This is a genomic window from Bradyrhizobium sp. (assembly GCF_049798375.1).
GTDB lineage: Bacteria > Pseudomonadota > Alphaproteobacteria > Rhizobiales > Xanthobacteraceae > Bradyrhizobium.
The window spans coordinates 1-22,573 of record NZ_JBARGP010000160.1 but is presented as its reverse complement, the minus strand read 5'-3'; the positions used below and the strand labels follow the sequence as shown (position 1 = coordinate 22,573).

15 protein-coding genes and 1 pseudogene are annotated in these 22,573 nt (G+C 62.8%); 13 read left to right on the top strand and 3 right to left on the bottom strand.

All coding sequences use genetic code 11. From position 1 onward, the window contains the following. Window positions 1-793: pseudogene (locus tag WA702_RS06905) on the bottom strand (PrkA family serine protein kinase); the annotation flags it as partial. 410 nt (window positions 794-1,203) lie between these two features. Here WA702_RS06905 and WA702_RS06900 point away from each other — a divergent pair. The 9 genes from WA702_RS06900 to WA702_RS06860 all read left to right on the top strand — a co-directional run bounded on the left by WA702_RS06900 (window position 1,204) and on the right by WA702_RS06860 (window position 9,960). Then, window positions 1,204-1,455, top strand: a complete 252-nt coding sequence (locus WA702_RS06900) for a hypothetical protein (protein WP_425109786.1) — start codon at window positions 1,204-1,206, stop codon at window positions 1,453-1,455. Window positions 1,456-1,512: 57 nt separating this feature from the next. After that, window positions 1,513-1,701: a hypothetical protein gene (locus WA702_RS06895; RefSeq protein ID WP_425109785.1), complete on the top strand. Its 189-nt coding sequence runs from the start codon at window positions 1,513-1,515 to the stop codon at window positions 1,699-1,701. A 52-nt stretch (window positions 1,702-1,753) separates the two neighbouring features. After that, window positions 1,754-2,215, top strand: coding sequence for a DsrE family protein (locus WA702_RS06890; RefSeq protein WP_425109784.1), 462 nt, complete (start codon window positions 1,754-1,756; stop codon window positions 2,213-2,215). Window positions 2,216-2,435: 220 nt separating this feature from the next. Next, the gene (locus tag WA702_RS06885; protein ID WP_425109783.1) at window positions 2,436-5,282 is read left to right on the top strand and encodes a bifunctional transaldolase/phosoglucose isomerase; all 2,847 of its coding nucleotides are present in this window, start codon (window positions 2,436-2,438) and stop codon (window positions 5,280-5,282) included. A gap of 59 nt (window positions 5,283-5,341) precedes the next feature. Continuing rightward, entirely contained in the window at window positions 5,342-6,340 is a 999-nt protein-coding gene (gene gnd / locus WA702_RS06880) for a phosphogluconate dehydrogenase (NAD(+)-dependent, decarboxylating) (protein ID WP_425109782.1), read from the top strand. Window positions 6,341-6,343: 3 nt separating this feature from the next. Further along, entirely contained in the window at window positions 6,344-7,870 is a 1,527-nt protein-coding gene (gene zwf / locus WA702_RS06875) for a glucose-6-phosphate dehydrogenase (protein WP_425109781.1), read from the top strand. A 5-nt stretch (window positions 7,871-7,875) separates the two neighbouring features. After that, window positions 7,876-8,625: a 6-phosphogluconolactonase gene (gene pgl, locus WA702_RS06870; protein ID WP_425109780.1), complete on the top strand. Its 750-nt coding sequence runs from the start codon at window positions 7,876-7,878 to the stop codon at window positions 8,623-8,625. Continuing rightward, complete coding sequence (locus tag WA702_RS06865; protein ID WP_425109779.1) at window positions 8,606-9,154, top strand: gluconokinase; 549 nt, start codon at window positions 8,606-8,608, stop codon at window positions 9,152-9,154. The genes pgl and WA702_RS06865 overlap by 20 nt, the downstream gene beginning before the upstream one ends. After that, complete coding sequence (locus WA702_RS06860; protein ID WP_425109778.1) at window positions 9,151-9,960, top strand: HAD family hydrolase; 810 nt, start codon at window positions 9,151-9,153, stop codon at window positions 9,958-9,960. The genes WA702_RS06865 and WA702_RS06860 overlap by 4 nt, the downstream gene beginning before the upstream one ends. A 153-nt stretch (window positions 9,961-10,113) precedes the next feature. Here WA702_RS06860 and WA702_RS06855 read toward each other — a convergent pair whose 3' ends face one another. Further along, the gene (locus WA702_RS06855; RefSeq protein WP_425109777.1) at window positions 10,114-11,931 is read right to left on the bottom strand and encodes a glycoside hydrolase family 15 protein; all 1,818 of its coding nucleotides are present in this window, start codon (window positions 11,929-11,931) and stop codon (window positions 10,114-10,116) included. 32 nt (window positions 11,932-11,963) lie between these two features. Next, window positions 11,964-13,934, bottom strand: a complete 1,971-nt coding sequence (gene malQ / locus WA702_RS06850) for a 4-alpha-glucanotransferase (protein WP_425109776.1) — start codon at window positions 13,932-13,934, stop codon at window positions 11,964-11,966. A gap of 352 nt (window positions 13,935-14,286) precedes the next feature. Here malQ and treS point away from each other — a divergent pair, with 352 nt between their 5' ends. The 4 genes from treS to WA702_RS06830 all read left to right on the top strand — a co-directional run. Beyond that, window positions 14,287-17,592 (top strand): maltose alpha-D-glucosyltransferase, encoded by a 3,306-nt coding sequence (gene treS / locus WA702_RS06845; protein ID WP_425109775.1) that lies wholly within the window; start codon window positions 14,287-14,289, stop codon window positions 17,590-17,592. Then, window positions 17,589-19,733, top strand: a complete 2,145-nt coding sequence (gene glgB / locus WA702_RS06840) for a 1,4-alpha-glucan branching protein GlgB (RefSeq protein WP_425109774.1) — start codon at window positions 17,589-17,591, stop codon at window positions 19,731-19,733. Before treS ends, glgB begins: the two co-directional genes overlap by 4 nt. Before the next feature lie 4 nt (window positions 19,734-19,737). After that, complete coding sequence (gene glgX, locus WA702_RS06835) at window positions 19,738-21,813, top strand: glycogen debranching protein GlgX (protein WP_425109773.1); 2,076 nt, start codon at window positions 19,738-19,740, stop codon at window positions 21,811-21,813. Next, window positions 21,810-22,573: alpha-amylase family glycosyl hydrolase (locus tag WA702_RS06830; RefSeq protein ID WP_425109772.1), on the top strand; the 764-nt coding region annotated here is incomplete at its 3' end. The genes glgX and WA702_RS06830, both read left to right, overlap by 4 nt.

Sequence of the window (22,573 nt, the reverse complement as noted above, 5' to 3'; positions counted from 1 at the left end):
CGAATTCGAGCACGCCTTGGTTGGCGCGGTTGAGCCCGCCGGAATAGCTGTAGGCGTCGGGATCGTTCTGGGCGTAGGTCTCGAGCTTGCGGATGTCGACCTTGCCGACCAGCGAGGAGATGTCCTGATTGTTCTCGTCGCCGGGCTCGGTCTTGGCGATGCCGATCTGACGCAGCCGCGACGGCTGCAGCTTGGCGACGCGAAACTGGGAAATGTCGCCGCCGAACGCCTCCAGCCGCTTGTAGCACCACGGGCTCATCAGCCCGGTGAGGCGGCGGCGCGGAATGCCATACTTCTCTTCGAGCATCGGCCCGAGCGTGTCAGGATCGAACAGCCCGAGCGGGCTTTCGAACACCGGGCTCAGCTCGTCGCCTGCCTTGAGCACATAGATAGGATGCGTTTCCATCAGCTGCTTCAAGCGCTCGGCGAGCGAGGACTTGCCGCCGCCGACCGGTCCGAGCAAATAGAGAATCTGCTTGCGCTCTTCGAGACCCTGCGCGGCGTGGCGGAAGAAGCCGACGATGCGCTCGATCGTATCTTCCATGCCGTAGAAGCCGGAAAAGGCCGGATACAGGCGCACCGTGCGGTTCAAGAAGATACGGCCAAGGCGGGGGTCCTTGGCCGTGTCGATCATCTGCGGCTCACCGATCGCAGCTAGTAGTCGTTCAGCGGCGTTGGCATATCGCATCGGGTCGGTTCGGCACGATTCAAGATATTCGGCCATCGACATGTCGGTCTGACTTCTCGCCTCGAACGACCTGGCGAAAGCGTTGAACAAAGAATCGTTGTACATGATCCTGCTCCACCGTGAGTTCCGCCGCACTGCTGCTGCCAGTCGAGCTACGGAAGCGTTTCGATCCTCGTCACCGACTCACTTAACATGGACATTCTGGTCGCCATTGGGCACACGGCAACCGGGCCTCTGCAATGCAAAGTGCGAGCAGCCGCTGCTGTATCAACAAGCAGTTGGACCAATAGTTCGGCAGAAACGCGTCCGAACCACTGGTTTTGGAGCCCATTGTCGCCGCTTCGCAACATCCGCAAATCACCGGTGATTTGTCGCCGGAGCACTCCCCTGCGGTGCACAAACAATTGTGAACCGGCGGGGACACGCAGGCGGCACTCAGCATTTCCAGACACGAGTCGCTTTCGACGCGCCGTATTCCAATTCAACACAGATGGTTTCGGAGGCGACCGATCTCGATGCGACTCGGCCGCTACCGTCTTGGCACAGATAGCCTGACCCTCGAAAGTTATCGCTTTCCTAACAAGCGACATGCCCCCGCAATTCCGCGATCCTGTCACTCGTTCATTTTTGTTGCGTTGAAGGCACCGACGCTCGTCGCGCGTGATCGCGCCGACAACCTGTCCAGCCGCATCGAGATCACAATTTCCAATGGCCGTATTGTGCTCATGATGTCGCGTGCCGGCTTCCGCAGCAAGCCTCGCGCCTGATTCGTTCGCCGCAATGACGCCTCTCATCTTGCGCATCACCCGAAGCAAGGACCATCGATGAAGCCGTTCATGACGGCGCAAATTCACGACAGTGAAATCCACGACAATAAGGCGACGACAAGCGGTTCGTTCCTGCCTGGTCGTGCCAACATCCAAATCATGCCGCGCTCTTCGCCTGTCGCACGCTCTTTGGCTTTCGCGCTGTTCGGCTTTCGCAAGGCACTCGCGGCCATCGGGCACAAATGATAGCATGTCATTGAACACATGTGACTGCATTCGTGGTTTGCAAGGAGGCAACATGCATCGTCGAAATATGCTCTGGGGCGCGCTCTCGGCAGCCGGCGCGTTCTTCGCGGCGACCCGGGCGCAGGCCGCGGCGAGCGCCAAGGGCGATGACAAACCCGGCGACAAGCTCAAGGTGGTTTATCACCTCAGCGACGCTGACAAGGTCGCTTTCGTGCTCGGCAATATCCAGAATCACCTCGATGGCGTCGGCGGGCCGGATCACGTGACCATCGCGCTCGTGGTGCACGGCCCGGCTTTGAAAGCTTTCCACGCCTTCGGGGCGCTTCCCGACGTCAGCGCCAAGATCGACCAATTCTCCAAAGCCAAGCTGCAGCTCGCCGCCTGCGGCAACACCATGAAGGCGCAGCACGTCACCTTGGCGGATTTGTTGCCCGGATTTGTCGAAGCCGAGAAAGGCGGCGTGGTGCGGATCGCCGAGCTGCAGTCGCAGGGATATCTGTACATTCGGCCCTGAGTGACCCGGAGGAGCGCCGTCGGGATTAAGGCCAGCCGCAATGTGACAGCGCATGAAATCTGGCCGTCCCACCTTGGGATTCCCCCGGGATCAATCCATTATGAATGGCGTTATCCAAAGGGGGAGCCCATAGTGGCGGCCGGTTCCATTGACAAATACGGCCCTCCGCCGAATGCTGGAACCCCAAAAAAAGCAAGCCAGCGCATATAGATAGGCAGCCATGAATCCCGTCAAGAAACTCGAAGAGCATGGCCAGGCAGTCTGGCTGGATTTCCTCGCCCGAGGCTTCATCGCGAAAGGCGACCTCAAGCAGCTGATCGACCAGGACGGCGTCAAGGGCGTGACGTCGAACCCGTCGATTTTCGAGAAGGCGATCGGCAGCTCCGACGAGTATGACGCGCCCATCGGAAAAGCGCTGAAGAGCGGCGATCGACCGGTGTCAGCCTTGTTTGAGGCGCTCGCGGTCGAGGACATTCAGCACGCCGCCGACGTCCTTCGCCCGGTTTACGATCGCTTGGACGGCAATGACGGCTTCGTCAGCCTTGAGGTATCGCCCTATCTAGCGCTCGACACCAAGGCCACGATCGCCGAAGCCAAGCATCTGTGGAAGGCGGTCGACCGCAAGAACCTGATGATCAAGGTGCCGGCGACCGACGAGGGACTGCCCGCGATCGAGCACCTGATCGGCAAGGGCATCAGCGTCAACATCACGCTCCTGTTCTCGCAGGCGGTCTATCGCGAGGTCGCCGAAGCCTATCTCGCGGGCCTCGAGAGCTATGTCGAGGGCGGCGGCGATCCGTCGCATATCGGGAGTGTCGCTTCCTTCTTCGTCAGCCGCATCGACAGCATGGTCGACAAGCAGCTTGACGAGAAGATTGCCAAGGCCAACGACCCCTCAGAGAAGGAACGGCTCGCCGCGCTGAAGGGCAAGGTCGCGATCGCCAACGCCAAGATGGCGTATCAGGATTACAAGCGGCTGTTCTCGGGCGCGCGATGGGAGGCGCTCGCCGCCAAGGGTGCCAAGCCGCAGCGGCTATTATGGGCGTCCACCGGCACCAAGAACAAGGATTATCGTGACACCCTCTATGTCGAGGAATTGATCGGCCCCAACACCATCAACACGGTGCCCCCGGCAACGCTCGACGCCTTCCGCGATCACGGCAAAGTGCGTGACAGCCTGGAAGAGAACGTCGAGGATGCCAAAGCGGTGCTCGACGAACTCGCGCACACCGGCATTTCGCTCGATGCGATCACGGCGGAGCTCGTCAATGACGGCGTCAAGCAGTTCGCCGACGCCGCGGACAAGCTTTACGGCGCGGTCGCCCACAAGCGCGCGACCGTGCTGGGCGCGGACATCGGCAAGCAAACCATCGCGACCGGAGCCGAGTTCGACAAGAAGGTCGCGAAGGCCACCGAAGACTGGCGCGCCGGCGCCAAGATTCGCAGGCTCTGGCAGAAGGATTCGTCGGTCTGGACCGATCAGGACGAGCATAAATGGCTGGGCTGGCTGACCAGCGCCGCCAAGGCCGACCTCAGGGATTATGAGGATTACGCCCAGCGCGTGAAGGGACAGAAATTCTCCGATGCCGTCGTGCTCGGCATGGGTGGCTCCAGCCTCGGCCCCGAGGTGCTTGCGGAGACCTTCCCGCGCAAGTCCGGCTTCCCCAAGCTGCATGTGCTGGACTCCACCGATCCGGCGCAGGTGCGCGCGATGGAAAAGGCGATCGACATCTCCAGGACGGTGTTCATCGTCTCCTCGAAATCGGGCGGCACCACCGAGCCCAACGCGATGAAGGACTATTTCTTCGCGCGCGTATCGGATGCGATTGGCGCCGCGAGGGCGGGTCACCGCTTCATTGCCGTCACCGACCCCGGCTCATCGCTGGAGAAGACCGCGCAACGCCAGGGCTTTGCGCGCGTCTTCCACGGCGAATCGACGATTGGCGGCCGCTATTCGGTGCTGTCGCCGTTCGGCCTGGTACCGGCCGCGACCGCCGGCATCGATGTCCGCAAGCTGATCACCAACGCGCTGTCGATGGTGCGCTCGTGCGGCGCCGACGTGCCGCCGCGTGAGAATCCCGGCGTGCAGCTCGGGCTTGCGATGGGCTTGGCCGGCCTCGAAGGCCGCGACAAGGTGACGATCTTCTCCTCGCCCAAAATCGCCGATTTTGGCGCCTGGGCCGAGCAGTTGATCGCGGAGTCCACCGGCAAGGAAGGCAAGGGCCTGATCCCGATCGATGGTGAGCCGCTCGGCGAACCCGCCCTTTACGGCAATGACCGCTTCTTCATCGATATCCGCACCGAGGGCGAGCAGGACGATGTGCATGAGCAGAAGCTCGAGGCGCTCGAGCAGGCCGGCCATCCAGTGGCGCGTATCGTGATGCAATCGATCGATCACCTCGGCCAGGAGTTCTTCCGTTTCGAGATGGCCGTTGCAGTCGCCGGCAGTGTGCTCGGCATCAATCCGTTCGACCAGCCTGATGTCGAGGCCGCCAAGATCAAGACCCGCGAGCTTACCGCGGAATTCGAAAAATCCGGCGCATTGCCGAGCGAACAGCCCGTGATGTCGGCCAAGGGCTGCGAGCTCTATACCGATGCCCACAATGCCGAGGCGCTGCGCGAACACGGCGCCGACGGCAGCCTGACCTCGTGGCTGAAGGCGCATCTCGCCCGTGCCGACAAGGGGGACTACGTCGCCTTGCTCGGCTATGTCGAGCGCAATGACGGCAATATCGATGCGCTGCAGGCCATGCGTGTGAGGCTGCGCGACAGCAAGCATCTGGCGACCTGCGCCGAATTCGGCCCGCGTTTCCTCCACTCCACCGGCCAAGCTTACAAGGGCGGTCCCGACAGCGGCGTCTTCCTGCAGATCACCGCCGATGACGCTGCCGATCTCGACATCCCCGGCCAGAAAGCGAGCTTCGGGATCATCAAGGCGGCACAGGCGCGCGGCGATTTCGACGTGCTGACCGAGCGTGGCCGACGTGCGCTGCGGGTGCATCTCAAGGGTAATCTCAAATCGGGGCTGAAGATGCTGGACGCCGCGATCACGGACGCGCTGAGCTAAAGCTCTGCGCGACGATCATGCTCACGATCTAAGGCGTTGAAGTCAGGAAAGTTGGTAAAATGCAGCTCGGGATGATTGGCCTGGGGCGGATGGGCGGCAACATCGTCCGCCGCCTGACGCGCGACGGACATACCACCGTCGTCTATGACCGCGATACCAAGGCCGTCTCGTCCCTCGCCGCCGATGGTTCGGTGGGCACCGGCAGCCTCGAGGAGTTCGTCAGCAAGCTCGAGAAGCCGCGCACCATCTGGGTGATGCTCCCCGCAGGCAAGATCACCGAGGACACCATCGCACAACTCGCCAAGCTGATGGAGGCAGGCGATGTCATCATCGATGGCGGCAATACCTTCTGGCAGGACGACGTTCGTCGCGGCATGACGCTGAAAGAGCGCGGCCTGCATTATGTCGACGTCGGCACCAGCGGCGGCGTCTGGGGTCTCGACCGCGGCTATTGCATGATGATCGGCGGCGACAAGGCGGTCGTCGACCGGCTCGATCCGATCTTCGCGAGCCTGGCGCCGGGTGCAGGTGACATTCCGCGCACGCCTGGGCGCGACGCCAAGGATTCGCGCGTCGAGCGCGGCTATATCCATGCCGGGCCGATCGGCGCCGGCCATTTCGTCAAGATGATCCACAACGGCATCGAATACGGCCTGATGCAGGCCTATGCCGAAGGCTTCGACATCCTGAAGAATGCCAACAGTCAGTCACTGCCGGAGGCGCATCGCTTCGAATTCGACCTCGCCGATATCGCCGAAGTCTGGCGCCGTGGCAGCGTGATCCCATCCTGGCTGCTCGATCTAACCTCCTCTGCCCTCGCCAAGCAGCCCGGGCTCGAGAAATATTCCGGCTTTGTCGAGGATTCCGGCGAAGGCCGCTGGACCGTCAACGCCGCGATCGACGAAGCCGTGCCGGCCGAGGTGCTGACCGCGGCGCTGTTCGCCCGTTTCCGCTCGCGCAAGGATCATACCTTCGCCGAGAAGATTCTCTCGGCGATGCGCGAAGGCTTCGGCGGCCACCACGAGCCGAACGCTCCCGCGGCCAAGCCGAAGGGGTGAGCTATGGCGAACGGTTCATTTGCGTATAAGAAGCCGGATTCTTGCGCCTTCGTCATCTTCGGTGTCACCGGCGACCTGACCCACCGCCTGGTCATGCCGTCGCTCTACAATCTTGCCACCAGCAATTTGTTGCCGGATCGCTTCTGCATCGTCGGCATCACGCGGAAGGAAGCGTCGAGCGAGAAGCTGCGTGACGATCTGCTGGAGGGCTTGCGCAAATACGCCACGCGCCACATCGACGATGAGGTGGCGAAGCGCCTCCTGCAATGCGTCACCGCGATCGAGGCCGATCCAGCGGAGCCGGAGAGCTTCGATCGGCTCAAGGATAAGCTGGAGAAGCTCGAGGCCAAGCGCGAAACCGGCGGCAACCGCTTGTTCTATCTGGCGACACCACCGAATGCCTTTGCGCCGATTGCCGAGCAGCTCGGCCGCGTCGGCCTGTTGCAGGAACAGGATAACGGCACCCCATGGCACCGGCTGGTGGTTGAGAAGCCGTTCGGCACCGATCTCGCTTCGGCCAAGGCGCTAAACGACAAGCTTCTGAAGATCATGGACGAGCACCAGATCTATCGGATTGATCATTACCTCGGCAAAGAGACGGTGCAGAACATCCTGGTGCTGCGCTTCGCCAATGGCATGTTCGAGCCGATCTGGAATCGTCACCACATCGACCACGTGCAGATCACGGTCGAGGAGACACTCGGCGTTGGCACCCGCGGCAGCTTCTACGATGCCACCGGCGCGCTACGCGACATGGTGCCCAATCATCTGTTCCAGTTGCTGTCGCTAGTCGCGATGGAGCCGCCGGCGCGCTTCGACGCCCACACCGTGCGCTCGGAGAAGGCCGAGGTGCTGTCTGCCATCCAGATCCAGAGCGAGGCCGAAGCGCTGCAGAATTCGGTGCGCGGCCAATACACGGCAGGCCAGATCGGCAACACCAAGCTGTCGGACTATTCCCGGACCGAAGACGTCAAGCCTGATAGCGCGACCGAGACCTTTGCCGCGTTGAAGCTGACGATCGACAATTGGCGCTGGGCTGGCGTGCCGTTCTATCTGCGTACCGGCAAGGCGCTGAACCAGAAGCGCACCGAAGTCGCGATCAAGTTCCGGCAGGCGCCGTTCGCGATGTTCACCTGCACGCCGGTCGATACCTTAGCGGAGAATTATCTGGTCATCGCCATCGAGCCGACGCAGGGCATCACGCTGCAGTTCAATACCAAAATCCCGGGCCCGTCGATCCGTACCGACGGCGTGGAGATGAAGTTCAACTACAAGGACTATTTCCAGGCCGAGCCCGCGACGGGCTACGAGACCCTGATCTATGACTGCATGATCGGCGACAACATCCTGTTCCAGCGCGCTGACAGCGTTGAAGCGGGCTGGAAAGCGGTGCAACCGTTCATCGACGCCTGGAAGAAGGCCGGAGGCGACGGCCTGCAGACCTACACTGCCGGCAGCGAAGGCCCGGAGGCGGCAGCGGAGCTCTTGACCCGCGATGGCCGCAGCTGGCGCAAACCCGCCCAGGGGTGACGGCGATGTCGGACGATCGTCAATTGGTGCGTGTGGCCGACAAGGCGGCGCTGGCGACCGTGGCTGCAGAGCAGCTGCTGGCGCAGGTCGACGCCAATCCCGGCCGCGTCGCGATCTGCCTGACTGGCGGATCGAGCCCGAAGCAGCTCTATGAATTGCTGGCGACCGAACCCTATCGCAGCCGCATGCCCTGGGAGCGCGTGCACTGGTTCATTGGCGACGAGCGCTTCGTGGCATCCGGCGATCCGCTCCACAACATGACGATGGCCCGCGAGGCATTTCTCGACGCCTGCGCGCCGCCATCGAACATCCATCCGATTCCGACCGATGGCATCGATCCCGACGCCTGCGCACGCCGCTACGCGGACGAATTGCAGGCGTTCTATCGGGCGGACAGGCTCGATCCGGCCAAGCCGCTGTTCGACCTGGTGCTGATGGGAATCGGTCCTGACGGCCATACCGCCTCGCTATTTCCGGGCTTCCCGGCAGTCGAGGTGCGCGATCGCTGGGTGGTCGGCGTCGATCATGCCCATGTCGCCCCCTTCGTGCCCCGGATCAGCCTGACGCTGCCGGCGCTGGCGTCCTGCCGCAAAATGCTGTTCGAAGTGGCGGGAGAAGACAAGCGCGCGATCTTGACGCGGGTGCTGTCCGGCGAGAATCTGCCGGCCAATCGCGCCCGCTCGGAGCACCAGACGGTGTTCCTGATCGATGCGGCCGCGTGGCCGGAGAACTTTCGTGACCAACCCGACGTCTGAGCTGCCCTCCGCCCTTGTCATCATGGGGGTGGCCGGCTCGGGAAAAAGTACGATTGGCGAAGCTCTCGCTGAGCGCCTGGGCTGGCGCTACGAAGACGGTGACAGCTTCCATCCCGCCGCCAATGTCGCCAAGATGAGCTCCGGGCAGCCTTTGACCGACGAGGACCGCTGGCCCTGGCTCAAGGCGATCGCCGCCGAGATCGAGCGCTGCCGGCAAGCCAGCCAGCACGTGATCATCGCCTGTTCGGCGCTGAAGAAGGCCTATCGCGATATCCTGGTGCACGGACGCGACGACATCCGGATGGTCTATCTCAATGGCAGCCAGGGTCTGGTTGCCGACCGCCTCGGTCATCGCAAGGGCCATTTCATGCCGCCGGGCCTGCTCGACAGCCAGTTCGCGACGCTGGAGCCGCCCTCGCCCGACGAGCGGCCGATCACCGTCTCGATCGACGGGCCGGTCGAGACCATCGTGGACCACATCGTGCAACAATTGCAGCCCGCTCCCCCGCTTTCCAGGAATCCCTCATGAGCCGCATTGCGCTTGTCGTGTCCGACGTCGACGGCACGCTGCTGACCAAGGACAAGACGTTGACCGACGCCGCGCTCAAGGCGGCGCAGCGGCTGCACGATTCCGGCATCGCATTCACGATCACCTCCAGCCGGCCTGCTATCGGCATGCGCTTCCTGGTCGAGCCGCTCGGCATCACGCTGCCGGTCGGACCGTTCAACGGCTCCTCGATCGTCGACGTCAACATGCACCCGGTCGAGCAGAACCTGATCCCGACCTCGGCGGCCGCGCGCGCGATTGATGTGCTCGATCAATTCGGCGTCGACATCTGGCTGTTCACCAACGAAGTCTGGCTGACCAAACATCCGGACGGCGACTACGTGCCGAATGAGAAGCGCGCGATCCGCGCCGACCCGACCATCGTCGAGGATTTCTCGCCCTATCTGTCTTCGGCCTGCAAGATCGTCGGCTCGAGCCGCGATTTCGAGCTTTTGGTCCGCTGCGAGGCCGCGATGCACGACGCGCTGGGCTCGCAGGCGCTGGCGGTGCGCTCGCAGGACTACTACCTCGACATCACTCCGCCCGGCCGCGACAAGGGCACCTTCGTCACCGCGATGGCGCAGCGGCTCGGCGTTCCCCTCAGCGCAGTTGCTACCATCGGCGACATGCATAACGACGTTGCGATGTTCAAGGTCAGCGGGCTCTCGATCGCGATGGGCAACGCCTCGGACGAGGTGAAGGGCTTCGCCAGCCGCGTCACCACCTCCAACGAGGACGACGGCTTTGCGAACGCGATGGAGCTGATCCTGAAGGAGAACGCCGGGTAAGCTCCCGACGTCGTCCGGGCGAAAGCCGGGACCCATACTCACCGGCTTCCGTTTTGCGAAAGCTGGAGCAATGCTCTTGTCTGAGTATGCCGAGCGGTAGTTATGGAACCCGGCTTTCGCCGGGACGACACCGTTTGTGCGGCTGCTCCGAGTTCAAGCCGATCCCTCCGATCGCTGCATCGCAGGCCTCTTGCTCGCCCGTGCGGCCTCACAGAGATTATGGGCTGTGTTGATCAGCGCAATGTGGGTCAGCGCCTGCGGGAAGTTGCCGGTCTGCCGGCCGGCGCCGACGTCGTACTCCTCGGCAAGCAGGCCGAGATCATTTGATAGCGCAATCACGCGTTTGAACAGAACCTCGGCCCCGGCGATATCGCCAGCCAGCACATGTGCATCCGCAAGCCAGAACGTGCAGGCCAGGAACGCGCCTTCGATCGGCTCGAACTCGTCGTCGCGCGACGTACGCGGGTCGTGCCGCAGCACCAATCCATCGCGGATCAAATGCTGCTCGATCGCTGCAATCGTGCCGCGAATACGGGAGTCCGTCGGCGGCAGGAAGCCGACCGCGGGCAGCAGCAGCAGGCTGGCATCGAGCAGTTGCGAACCGTAGGATTCGACGAAACTGTTCGTCGAAGCATCAAAGCCCTTCTCACAGACGTCGCGGTGGATGGTCGCGCGCAAGGTCTTCCAGTCGTGCAGCGGCGCTTCGAAGCCGAATTTTTCCGCGCTCTTGATGGCCCGATCGAATGCAACCCAGGTCATCACCTTGGAGAAGACGTAGTGCTGCCCCTCGCCACGGCGCTCCCAGATCCCGTGGTCGGGCTGGTCCCAGACCTCCGCAAGATGCTGGAGCACCGCGCATTCGAGCGCCCAAGTGCCGTCGTTGAGCTTGAGCGCGGCCATGCGCGCCTGGTGGAATGCATCCATCAGCTCGCCATAGACGTCGAGCTGCAGCTGCGCATGCGCGGCGTTGCCGATCCGCACCGGCTGCGCGCCCTCATAGCCGGGCAGCCAGTTGGCCTCCCATTCCAGCAGGCGCCGCTCGCCCCTGATGCCGTACATGATCTGCATATGGGCCGGCGCCCCGGCCGCCGCGCGCAGCAGCCAATTATGCCAGGCCAGCGCTTCTTCGGTATAGCCGGAGTTCATCAGCGCCAGCAGCGTAAAGGTCGCATCGCGCAGCCAGCAGAACCGATAGTCCCAGTTGCGCATGCCGCCGAGCTTTTCCGGCAGCGAGGTGGTGGGTGCGGCAACGATGCCGCCGGTCGGGTCGTAGGTCAGCGCCTTCAGCGTGATCAGCGAGCGCATCACCAGGTCCCGGTAGTCGCCCTGGAAAGTGCAGCGGCCGGTCCAGTCCCGCCAATACGCCTCGGTGTCCGCGAGCGCCTGATCCGAATCGATCGGCTCCGGCACCGGCAGATGCGACGGCCCATAGGTCAGCACGAAGGGGATGGTGTCGCCGGCGCCGACCGTGAACTCGGCCACGGTGGTCATATCCTGACCGCGGGTCTCGACCCGCGTCCGCAGCACGGTCATGTCCTGACCGCAAATCGCGAGCAGCGCAGAGCCATCCTCCGTGCGCCGCACCCAGGGAATGTCGACGCCGAAGCCGAAGCGGATAATGAGCTCCATCCGCATCGCGACAGTGCCGCGCACCCCGCGCACCAGGCGCACGATGTCGGAGGCCTTGCCGCGCGGCGGCATGAAGTCGATCAGATCGACCGCGCCGTCGGCGGTCTCAAACCGCGTCTCCAGGATAAGGCTGTCGCCGCGATAGCGGCGCGACTGCGCCGTAACATCGCCTTCCGGCGCGATCAGCCAGCGGCCGTGCTCGCGATCGCCGAGCAAGCCGGCGAAGCAGGCATCGGAATCGAAAGCCGGCCAGCACAGCCAGTCGATCGATCCGTCGCGACCAACCAAAGCGGCGGTCTCGCAATCGCCGATCAGGGCATAATCTTCGATTCTGGAGGACATTCCCTGACGCCTATTGAACGATGCCCCGGAAATCAGCCTGCCGCTCTGACGCGCCCGGAAGTCGTCGCCTTCAATGCGGCAGCATCGAAGGCGCGGATCATATCCTCGAGCGCGACCGGCAGCTTCTGCCGCCAGTTCGGATGCTCGTCGATGGTGCCGGGAATGTTGGGCTGAGCGACCACGCCGAACAGATCCTCCAGCGAGATCGCAAGCAGCCGCGAGCGGGTGCGCGACAGGAAGCTGATCATCGCATAGAGATCGTTGCGCTCGATCCCATTGTGCCGCAGCACTTCGTCCAGCATCGCAAGGGCACGCCAGCGCTCCTGGTCGGTCTCGCCCGGGTCGATGCCGAGCGCGCGCTTGGTGTTCAAGTCGCCAAAGGAACGCCAGCCGGCATAAGTCGAGAGATCATGGGTGCTGAAGGTAATCAGCGCATTCGGCACATAATAATCGATATCGCGGAAGTGGCCCGCGTCGTCGCGCTCGAACATCATCACTTTGTAAGACCAGATGCCCCAATCGGCCATCTGCTCGCGGAAGCCCGGCGGCACCGTGCCGAGATCCTCGCCGATGACGACGCAATGATTGGCAACGCTCTCCAGCGCGGTCGCGGCCAACAGCGCGTCGAACGGCATCTGCGCATACGCACCCTGCCGTGCAGGAAATCCATGCGGCACCAAATAGAGCCGCTTCAGGCCGAGCACGTGATCGAGCCGGATCGCACCGGCATGGCGCATCGAGGCCCGCAGCATGTCGCGGAACGGCTGAAACGATTTCTGCTCCAGCCCGGGCGCGTTGAAGCCCGCGAGACCCCAGTTCTGTCCGACCGTGTTGAGCGGATCCGGCGGTGCGCCGACCGAGAGGCTGCGCGAAATCGCGCCCTGCTCGTTCCATGCATCGAAGCCGTCCGACTGCACGCCGACCGCCACGTCTAGATAGAGGCCGACCTTCATGCCAAGCCGATGGGCGAGATCCTTGACACCGCGCAATTGCCGCTCGGCCAACCATTGCACATACATGACGAAGGTGGCTTCGTCCTGGTCCGGCCCCTGCAGCAATGCCTGGCATTTGCCCTGATCGGGCTGCTGCCATTCGCCAGGCCACTCCCACCATGGCTTCTTGAACCGATGGCGCAGCACTTCGAACGCGGCAAAGCGTTCCAGCAATGCGCCACCTTCGGTGCGATAGGCCGCGAATTCCTTGGCTTCGGAAGTACCAACCGCCGCCTTGAAGGCTGTAAAAGCGGTTTGCAGCGCCGGCCATTTCAGCGCCGCGACGCTCTTATAATCCACCTCTTCGGTTTGCCGGACGCGCGCGAGCGCTGCGCGGTCGGGTCCACCCTTGAAGCCCGGAGCCTTCTCGACGTCGATATAAAGCGCATTGAGAAACAGCCGGCTGTTCGGCGCATAGGGGCTGAAGTCACCGGGCCGGTCGTCGAACAGCGCATGCAGCGGATTGAGACCGACGCCTTCGGCGCCAAGCTCCGCGGACAGCGTGATCAGATTGGCGAGATCGGTGAAATCGCCGACGCCCCAATTGCGTCCCGAACGGATGCCGTAAAGCTGCACGGCGAGCAGCCAGCCGCGCTCGAAATCGCCGACGAAGGCCTTTTCGGGCGCGACCAGTAGCGGCACCTCTTCATGACATGCCGAGGTATCCACGAGCTCGAGACGATACGAACCGACGGCCAGATTCTCCGGCCAGCAGACCATCTGCTCGGTGGCCTTGCCGCTGGCGACCACCTTTCCAGGACCGTCCTGCCCGCTTCCGAGCGCCCGAATCGTCCAGGTCACTGGCAGCACGGCTTCGTCGTGCAGGCGCGAACGCGCCGGCAGGCCGGAGCGAATCACCACTCCGCCATCGACCAGCCGGCGTGGCGGGGCCTCCGGAAAGGCTTCGATGATGATCTTGAGCGCCGCCTCGTCGGTGACGTGGCGAACGCCTTGACCATCAAAAAATTCGGTCAGGATTCCGAGATTGTGGGCTTGGCTATAGAGATCCATTCGGCTCGCGCTTTGCTCGTAACAGATTCACCTGTCACGGAAATTCGGTAAGAGCGACAACGACATAATCTTGCCTAACGCGTCGCATCGGCTTCTGGTTCCTACCGGAACCAAAGCCAGCGAAGCGGCTTGGTATAGGGTTGGGACGTGGTCTGCGCCAGCGCGTTGGCACGTCAATTTCTTGTCAGTGGCATCACCGTGAACAAAATCACTCAAACTCTCGGGAGCGCCCTCACCGTCGGCGCTTTTGCTTCTATGCTCCCCTCCTCGGAGGAAAACCGCTTCGCGCTTGGCGGACCAGCCCTCCTCTCTCGCCGCCATTTCGTCTCCTGCCGGGAAGCGTGAGGGTCTCATGAACCTGCTGTCCTCCATCGACGCGACCAACCTCGTCACCGATTCCGACGGCGATGGGCTGTGGTACAAAGATGCCATCATCTACCAGCTCCACGTCAAGGCATTCGCCGACAGCAACAATGACGGGGTCGGCGATTTCGTCGGCCTGACCGACAAGCTGGACTATCTGCAGGATCTCGGGGTCACCACGCTGTGGCTGCTGCCGTTCTATCCGTCGCCCGGCCGCGACGACGGCTACGACATCGCCGATTACGGCACCATCAATCCCGATTTTGGGACCATGAAGGATTTCAAGCGCTTCATCCAGGAAGCCAAGCGGCGCGGCCTGCGTGTCATCACCGAGTTGGTCGTCAACCACACCTCCGATCAGCACCATTGGTTCAAGCGCGCCCGGCGCAGCGCACCCGGCTCGAGCGCGCGCAACTGGTATGTCTGGAGCGATACCGACCAGAAATATCTGGGAACGCGTATCATTTTTACGGACACTGAAAAGTCGAACTGGACCTGGGACCCGGAAGCCGGGCAGTTCTACTGGCACCGCTTCTTCTCGCATCAGCCTGACCTCAATTTCGACAATCCGCGCGTCATCAGCGCCATCACCCAGGTGATGAAGCGCTGGTTGGACGCCGGTGTCGACGGCTTCCGGCTCGACGCGATCCCATATCTGTGCGAACGCGACGGCACCAACAACGAGAACCTCCCCGAGACGCATGCCATCATCAAGCGGCTGCGGAGCGAGCTCGACAATTACGCGAAAGGCAAGCTGCTGCTCGCCGAGGCCAATCAATGGCCCGAGGACGTGCAGGAATATTTCGGTCAGGGCGACGAATGCCACATGGCCTACCACTTCCCGCTGATGCCGCGGATCTACATGGCGATCGCGCAGGAAGATCGATTCCCGATCACCGACATCCTGCGGCAGACACCTGATATCCCCAGCAACTGCCAATGGGCGCTGTTCCTGCGCAACCACGACGAACTGACCCTGGAGATGGTAACCGACGTCGAGCGCGACTATCTGTGGTCGACCTATGCCAACGATCCGCGCGCCCGCATCAATCTCGGCATCCGCCGTCGGCTGGCGCCGCTGATGGACAATGACCGGCGCAAGATTGAGCTGATGAACTCGCTGCTGATGTCGTTCCCGGGCACGCCGATCATCTACTATGGCGACGAGATCGGCATGGGCGACAACATCTATCTCGGCGACCGCAACGGCGTGCGTACGCCGATGCAGTGGGCGCCCGATCGCAACGGCGGCTTCTCTCGCGCCGACCCCGCCCGGCTCTATGCGCCGATGATCATGGATCCGGTCTATGGCTACGAGGCCGTCAATGTGGAGGCGCAGTCGCGCAGCCTGTCGTCGCTGCTGAATGCCACCAAGCGGCTGATCTCGGTGCGCAAGGCGACGCTCGCCTTTGGCCGGGGCACCATGAGCTTCATCCGGCCCGCCAACCGCGCGGTGCTGGCCTATGTCCGCCAATACAAGGACGAGGTCATCCTCTGCGTCGCCAATCTGTCGCGCTCAGCGCAGGCGACCGAGCTTGATCTCTCGGCGTTCAAGGACCGCATCCCGATCGAGATGCTCGGACGCTCGCGCTTTCCCGCGATCGGCGAGCTGCCTTACATGATCACGCTCGCGCCTTACGGCTTCTACTGGTTCCAGCTCAAGGAGCGCGAGAAATCCGAGCCCGTCGTGCAGCGCGACGTGCCGGAATTCGAAACCCTGGTGGTGCCGCTCGGTTCGACCTGGGTTTCGCTGGCCCGCACCCGCAGCGTGTTCGAGCGCGACGTACTGCCAGGCCATCTGTCGCGTACGCGCTGGTATCCCGAACATCAGCCGGAAGCGATCCATCCCACGCTCACCTCCGCGATTCCGTTTTGCGACATCGGCGACAACCGGCCGTGGCTGATCTTCTTCAAGGAGATCGAACAGCAGAAGGAAGCCAAGCGCTATTTGCTGCCGATGCAGATCGAATGGATGCGGTTCGACCGCGAGCGCTACAATCCGCAGGCTTTCGCGGCGGTCCGCCAGGGAGCGCGCGAGGGTACCCTGCTCGATGTCGCAATCAGTCCGATCTTCCTGGCGCTGCTGCTGCACAATCTACAGCGCTCCCTGACGGTGGAAGAAAACGGCCTGCAGCTCGAATTCCGTCCGACCAGCAAATTCCCCGACAAGACGATCCGCGAATCCGAGCATATCAGGCCGGTCGAGACCGACCGCTGCAACAGCCTTGCCGTGATCGACAACGAGTTCTTCGTCAAGATCCATCGCGAGATCGAGGTGGGCATCCATCCCGAGATCGAGATGGGGCGCTTCCTGACCGAGGTCGCGGGCTTTGCCAATGCGGCGCCGCTGCTCGGCAGCGTCGAGTTCGTGCAGGACGACGAGCGCTACGCCATCGGCAGCGTTCACGGCTTCATCGAGAACCAGGGCAATGGCTGGACCGTGAGCCTTGCCTATCTCGATCGTTTCGTCGACGAACAGCGGGTGCGAAGCGCAAACGACGGCGATACCCGCCCAAGCCAGGAGCAGCCGCCCTATCTGCGCTATGTGACGCAGGCCGGACGGCGTATCGGCGAACTGCACGCTGCGTTGACATCGAGCACCGATCTCGTCGATTTCGTGCCCGAGCCAACCCGCACCGGCGATGTCGATCGCTGGATGAAGGGCATCAAGGCGCAGGCGGGCCGCATGTTCGCGGCGCTGACCGAACGCCGCGATCGCTTCAAGGAGGCCGAGCGTGCGCTGGTCGACCAGGTGCTGGCCAAGCAGGCCGAGCTTTACGACCAGCTCTCGACGCTGCTCCCACACGATGTCGATGGCCTCAACATTCGCGTCCACGGCGATTTCCATCTGGGGCAAATTCTGATCGTCAAGGACGACATCTGCATCGTCGATTTCGACGGCGACGAGCGGCTGTCGCTCGCCGAGCGCCGACGCAAGGCACCGCCGGCTCGCGACATCGCCGGCTTCCTCCGCTCGATCGACTGCTCGGTCCGGATGGCGCTGGAGCGCGCGTTGCGGACGGCGCCGGACGATCACGGCCGGCTGTCGGCCGCGCTATCGGACTGGCGCGATCAGGCGACTGCCGCGTTTCTTGCCGGCTATCGCGAGATCAAGGCAAATCAGCGCCTCTGGCCGGCCGATCCGCATACGGTCACAGCCATGTTGCGGTTTTTCATGCTGGAAAAAGCCGTCACAGAGATCGAATATGAACTGACCCACCGCCCTGACTGGCTGCGCATCGCACTCAGCAATCTGCTTCACGTTGTTTCTCTTCCCGCTAGCGAGTCCTCATGACCCAGCTTTCCCCCGAGGCGTTTGCGATCATCGAAGGTCGGCACGCCGACCCGTTTCGCTATCTCGGCCAGCATCCCGACGGCGATAACGCCGTGGTTCGCGCCTTTCTGCCCGAAGCGTCACGCGTCGAGGTGGTCGGCGAGCGCGGCGGCGCCGTGCCGATGCGGCGTATCCATGACGCAGGCCTGTTTGCCGGCACGTTGCCGGGAGGCCTGCAGCGTTACCACCTGCGCGCGCATTTCGGCGATCATCTCGTCGATCTCGACGATCCCTACCGCTTCCTGCCGATCCTGAGCGACTACGATCTTTATCTGCTCGGGGAAGGCACCGACCTGCGGCTCTACGATAAGCTCGGCGCGCATCCGATGACGGTCGACGGCACCGACGGAGTCGGCTTCGTCGTGCTCGCCCCCAGCGCCAAACGGGTCAGCGTGGTCGGTGACTTTAACTTCTGGAATGCGCGGCGCCACCCGATGCGGGTACGCGGCAACGGTTATTGGGAGCTGTTCATCCCGCACGCCAAGGTCGGTGACCACTACAAATACGACATTCTCGGTCCTCATGGCGAGCATCTGCCGCTGAAATCCGATCCGCTCGCCTTCGCCGCCGAGATGCGGCCGAAGACGGCATCGATCGTGCTCGACGAGAAGGGGCTGCCGCATCCGCGGCCCGCGCCGGCCGGCGTCAATTCGCTCAACGCGCCGATCTCGATCTACGAAGTTCATCTTGGTTCGTGGCGGCGCAAGAACGGCAACCAATGGCTGACCTATCGCGAGCTTGCCGAGCAGTTGCCGGCCTATGCGCGCGACATGGGCTTCACCCATGTCGAGTTCATGCCGGTCAGCGAGCATCCGTTCGACGGCTCCTGGGGCTACCAGCCGACCGGCCTGTTCGCGCCGACCAGCCGCTTCGGCACACCGGAGGATTTTTCCGCGCTGGTTGACGCCTGCCATCGTGAAGGTCTGGGCGTCTGGCTCGATTGGGTGCCCGGTCATTTCCCCGACGATCCGCACGGGCTCGGGCATTTCGATGGCACGGCGCTCTACGAGCATGCCAACCCGATGCAGGGCCGCCATCTCGATTGGGGCACGCTGATCTACAATTACGGCCGCACCGAAGTGCGCAACTTCCTGGTCTCGAACGCGCTGTTCTGGCTGGATCGCTACGGCATCGACGGCCTGCGCGTCGATGCCGTAGCTTCGATGCTTTATCTCGACTACAGCCGGCCCTCAGGCGGGTGGATTCCCAACAAATTTGGCGGCCGCGAGAACCTCGAGGCCATCGACTTCCTGCGCCGCTTCAACACCGAGCTGTTCGGGCATTTCCCGCACGCGACCACGGCGGCCGAGGAATCGACCTCCTGGCCGCAGGTATCGCGACCGGTCGATACCGGCGGCCTCGGCTTCGGCTACAAGTGGAACATGGGCTGGATGAACGATACCTTGAGCTATATCAGCAAGGATCCGATTCATCGCCGCTATCACCATGGCGACATCCTGTTCGGCCTGCACTATGCATTCTCGGAAAACTTCATCCTGCCGCTGTCCCACGACGAGGTCGTGCACGGCAAGCGCTCGATCTTGGGGCGAATGCCGGGCGACAACTGGCAGCGCTTTGCGAGCCTGCGCGCCTATTACAGCTTCATGTTCGGCCATCCCGGCAAGAAGCTCATGTTCATGGGCTGCGAGATCGCGCAGGAGCGCGAGTGGAATCACGACCATTCGCTCGACTGGCACCTGCTCGAAGACGCCAGATATTCCGGCATCCAGTCGCTGGTCCGCGATCTCAACCGGCTCTATCGCAACCAGCCGGCCCTGCACGAATTGGACTGCGACGGCGCCGGTTTCGAGTGGATCATCACCGACGATGCCGATCACAACATCTTCGCCTGGCTCCGCAAGGGCAAGCATGCACGCGCGCGCTGCATCGTCATCGTGAATTTTTCGCCAAACGTATATTACAACTACAAGGTCCGAGCGCCGTTCGGCGGCAAATGGCGCGAAGCTTTCAACTCGGATTCCGCTCACTACGGCGGCAGCAACGTGGGCAATATCGGCGAGGTCCATGCCTCTGAAGGTCAAAACGAGCTCTCTCTCACCGTCCCGCCCCTGGCAGCGATATTTCTCGTCCCGGAAAGCTGATTCAATGCGCCCGTCTGCCGGAACCTTTACGCGGCTCGGTGCAAACTGGGACGGCCGAGGGACCAACTTCGCATTGTTTTCAGCCAACGCCCACAAGGTCGAGCTGTGTCTGTTCGACAATCAGGGCCGCCGCGAGATCGAGCGGATCGAGCTGCCCGAGCGCACCGAGGATGTCTGGCACGGCTATCTCAACGATGTCTCGCCCGGACAGCTCTACGGCTATCGGGTCTACGGCCCTTACGAGCCCGAACATGGCCATCGCTTCAATCCAAACAAGCTCGTCCTGGATCCCTACGCCAAGCGGCTCGCCGGCCGCCTGGTGTGGAGCGATGCGCATTTTGCCTATCGCGCGGGAAGCCCGCGCGAGGATCTCTCGTTCGATCGTCGCGACAATGCCCGCGGCATGCCGAAGGCCGTCGTCATCGACGAGACCTTCAATTGGGGCCGGCGCGAGATGCGCCCGCAGATTCCCTGGGAAGACACCATCATCTACGAGGCGCATGTCAAAGGTTTGACGCAGAAGCGCAACGATGTGCCGCCCAATCTTCGCGGCACCTTCGGTGGGCTGTCCTCTCCTGCGATGATCAAGCATCTGAAGCGGCTTGGCGTCACCACCATCGAGCTGCTGCCGGTGCACGCCTTCATCGACGACCGAATGCTGGTCGAGAAGAAACTGGCGAATTACTGGGGCTACAACACCATCTCCTTCTTCGCGCCGGAGCCACGTTACGCTCAGGACAATCCGCTCGATTCCTTCCGCACCATGGTGGCGCGGCTCCATGATGCCGGCATCGAGGTGATGCTGGACGTCGTCTACAACCATACCGCCGAGGGCAATCACCTCGGGCCTACGCTGTGCTTCAAGGGCATCGACAATGCCTCCTACTACTGGCTGAAGCCGGACAATCCGCGCTATTATGACGACTTCACCGGCTGCGGCTCGTCGGTCAACCTCACTCATCCGCGCGTGCTGCAGATGGTGATGGATTCGCTGCGCTACTGGGTCGAGGTCTGCCATGTCGACGGCTTCCGCTTCGATCTCGCCACCACGCTGGCGCGCGAACCGCACGGCTTCGATCGCAGGAGCGGCTTTCTCACCGCCATCCGCCAGGACCCGGTGCTGTCGGGCGTCAAACTGGTCGCCGAACCATGGGACGTCGGGCTCGGCGGCTATCAGGTCGGCGCTTTCCCCTCGCAATGGTCGGAATGGAACGACCGTTATCGCAGCGCCATGCGTCGTTACTGGAGCGGCGAAGGCAGCCTGATCGGCGAGGTATCGAGCCGCATGACCGGCTCCTCCGACCTGTTCAATCACGACGGCCGCACCCAGCGCGCCAGTGTCAATCATGTCACCGTGCATGACGGTTTCACGCTCGCCGATCTGTTCAGCTACAACGCCAAGCACAATGAAGCCAATGGTGAGGACAATCGCGACGGCTCCAGCGACAATCACAGCAACAATCTCGGCCACGAGGGGCCGACCGACGATCCAGCGATCAACGCGCTGCGTCGGCAATTGCGCAAAAACCAGCTCGCCTGCCTGCTGCTGGCCCAGGGCCTGCCGCTGTTGCTGGCCGGCGACGAGGTCGGCAATTCGCAAGGCGGCAACAACAATGCCTATTGTCAGGACAATGAGGTCGGCTGGGTCGACTGGAGCGGCCTCGGCAGCGAGGACGACGATCTCACCGATTTCATTGCCTCCATGACCGAGCTGCGGCAGCGCTTCGGCCAGATCCGCGCGCGGCGCTGGCTCGACGGCCGCCGTCCCGACGGCTCGTTCGGCGTGCTGTGGCTGACGCCATCGGCCGCCGAGATGACGGATGCGGACTGGACGTTTCCCGATGGTCGATTTCTGGCCTATGTGCTCGGCCCGGTGGAACAAGAGCAGGCACCGATCTTTATCGTGCTGAACGCAGCACCTGAAGAGATCGCATTCACCTTGCCGAAAATAACCGAATACAAAACCTGGCAACAGGTCTTGAACACCACCGAAGCGAAGCAGACGCCGGCGGATTTCGCGGCGGGCGCCGCGCTGAAAGCGCCGCCCCGTTCGGTGCTGGCCTATGCAGGCCTCGCATGAGGCCGCGCCGGTTCGGTCCGCGCATCAACAACGGCAGTGTGTCGTTTCGGCTTTTCGCACCGGCCGCCCGGCGCGTCGATCTGGTGCTGGATCGCGCGCTGCCGATGCAGCGCCGTGACGATGGCTGGTATGTCCTAGACGTTCCAGGCCTGAACGGCGGCACACTGTATAAATTCCGGATCGATGGTGAGCTCGACGTTCCCGATCCGGCCTCCGACTTCCAGCCCGACGATGTAATTGGCCCCAGCGAGGTGATCGACCATCGGGCCTACGCCTGGCGCGCCGGCCACTGGCGCGGGAGGCCGTGGCAGGATGCGGTATTTCTCGAAAGCCATGTCGGCACCTTCACGCCCGGGGGCACCTACCGCGCCATGATCGACAGGCTCGACCATCTTGTCGAGACCGGCATCACCGCACTCGAATTGATGCCGCTGGCGGATTTCGCAGGCGCCCGCAACTGGGGTTATGACGGTGTGCTGCTCTACGCGCCTGATAGCGCCTATGGCCGGCCCGACGATCTCCGCGCACTGATCGACGAAGCCCATCTGCGCGGACTGATGGTCTTTCTCGATGTGGTCTACAACCATTTCGGTCCGGAAGGGAATTATCTCGGCCGTTACGCGCCGAGCTTCTTTACCGAAGCTCATACGCCATGGGGCAGCGCGATCGACTACCGCGTGCCCGAGGTGCGGGCGTTCGCGATCGAAAATGCCTTGCACTGGCTCAATGATTACCGCTTCGATGGCCTGCGCTTCGATGC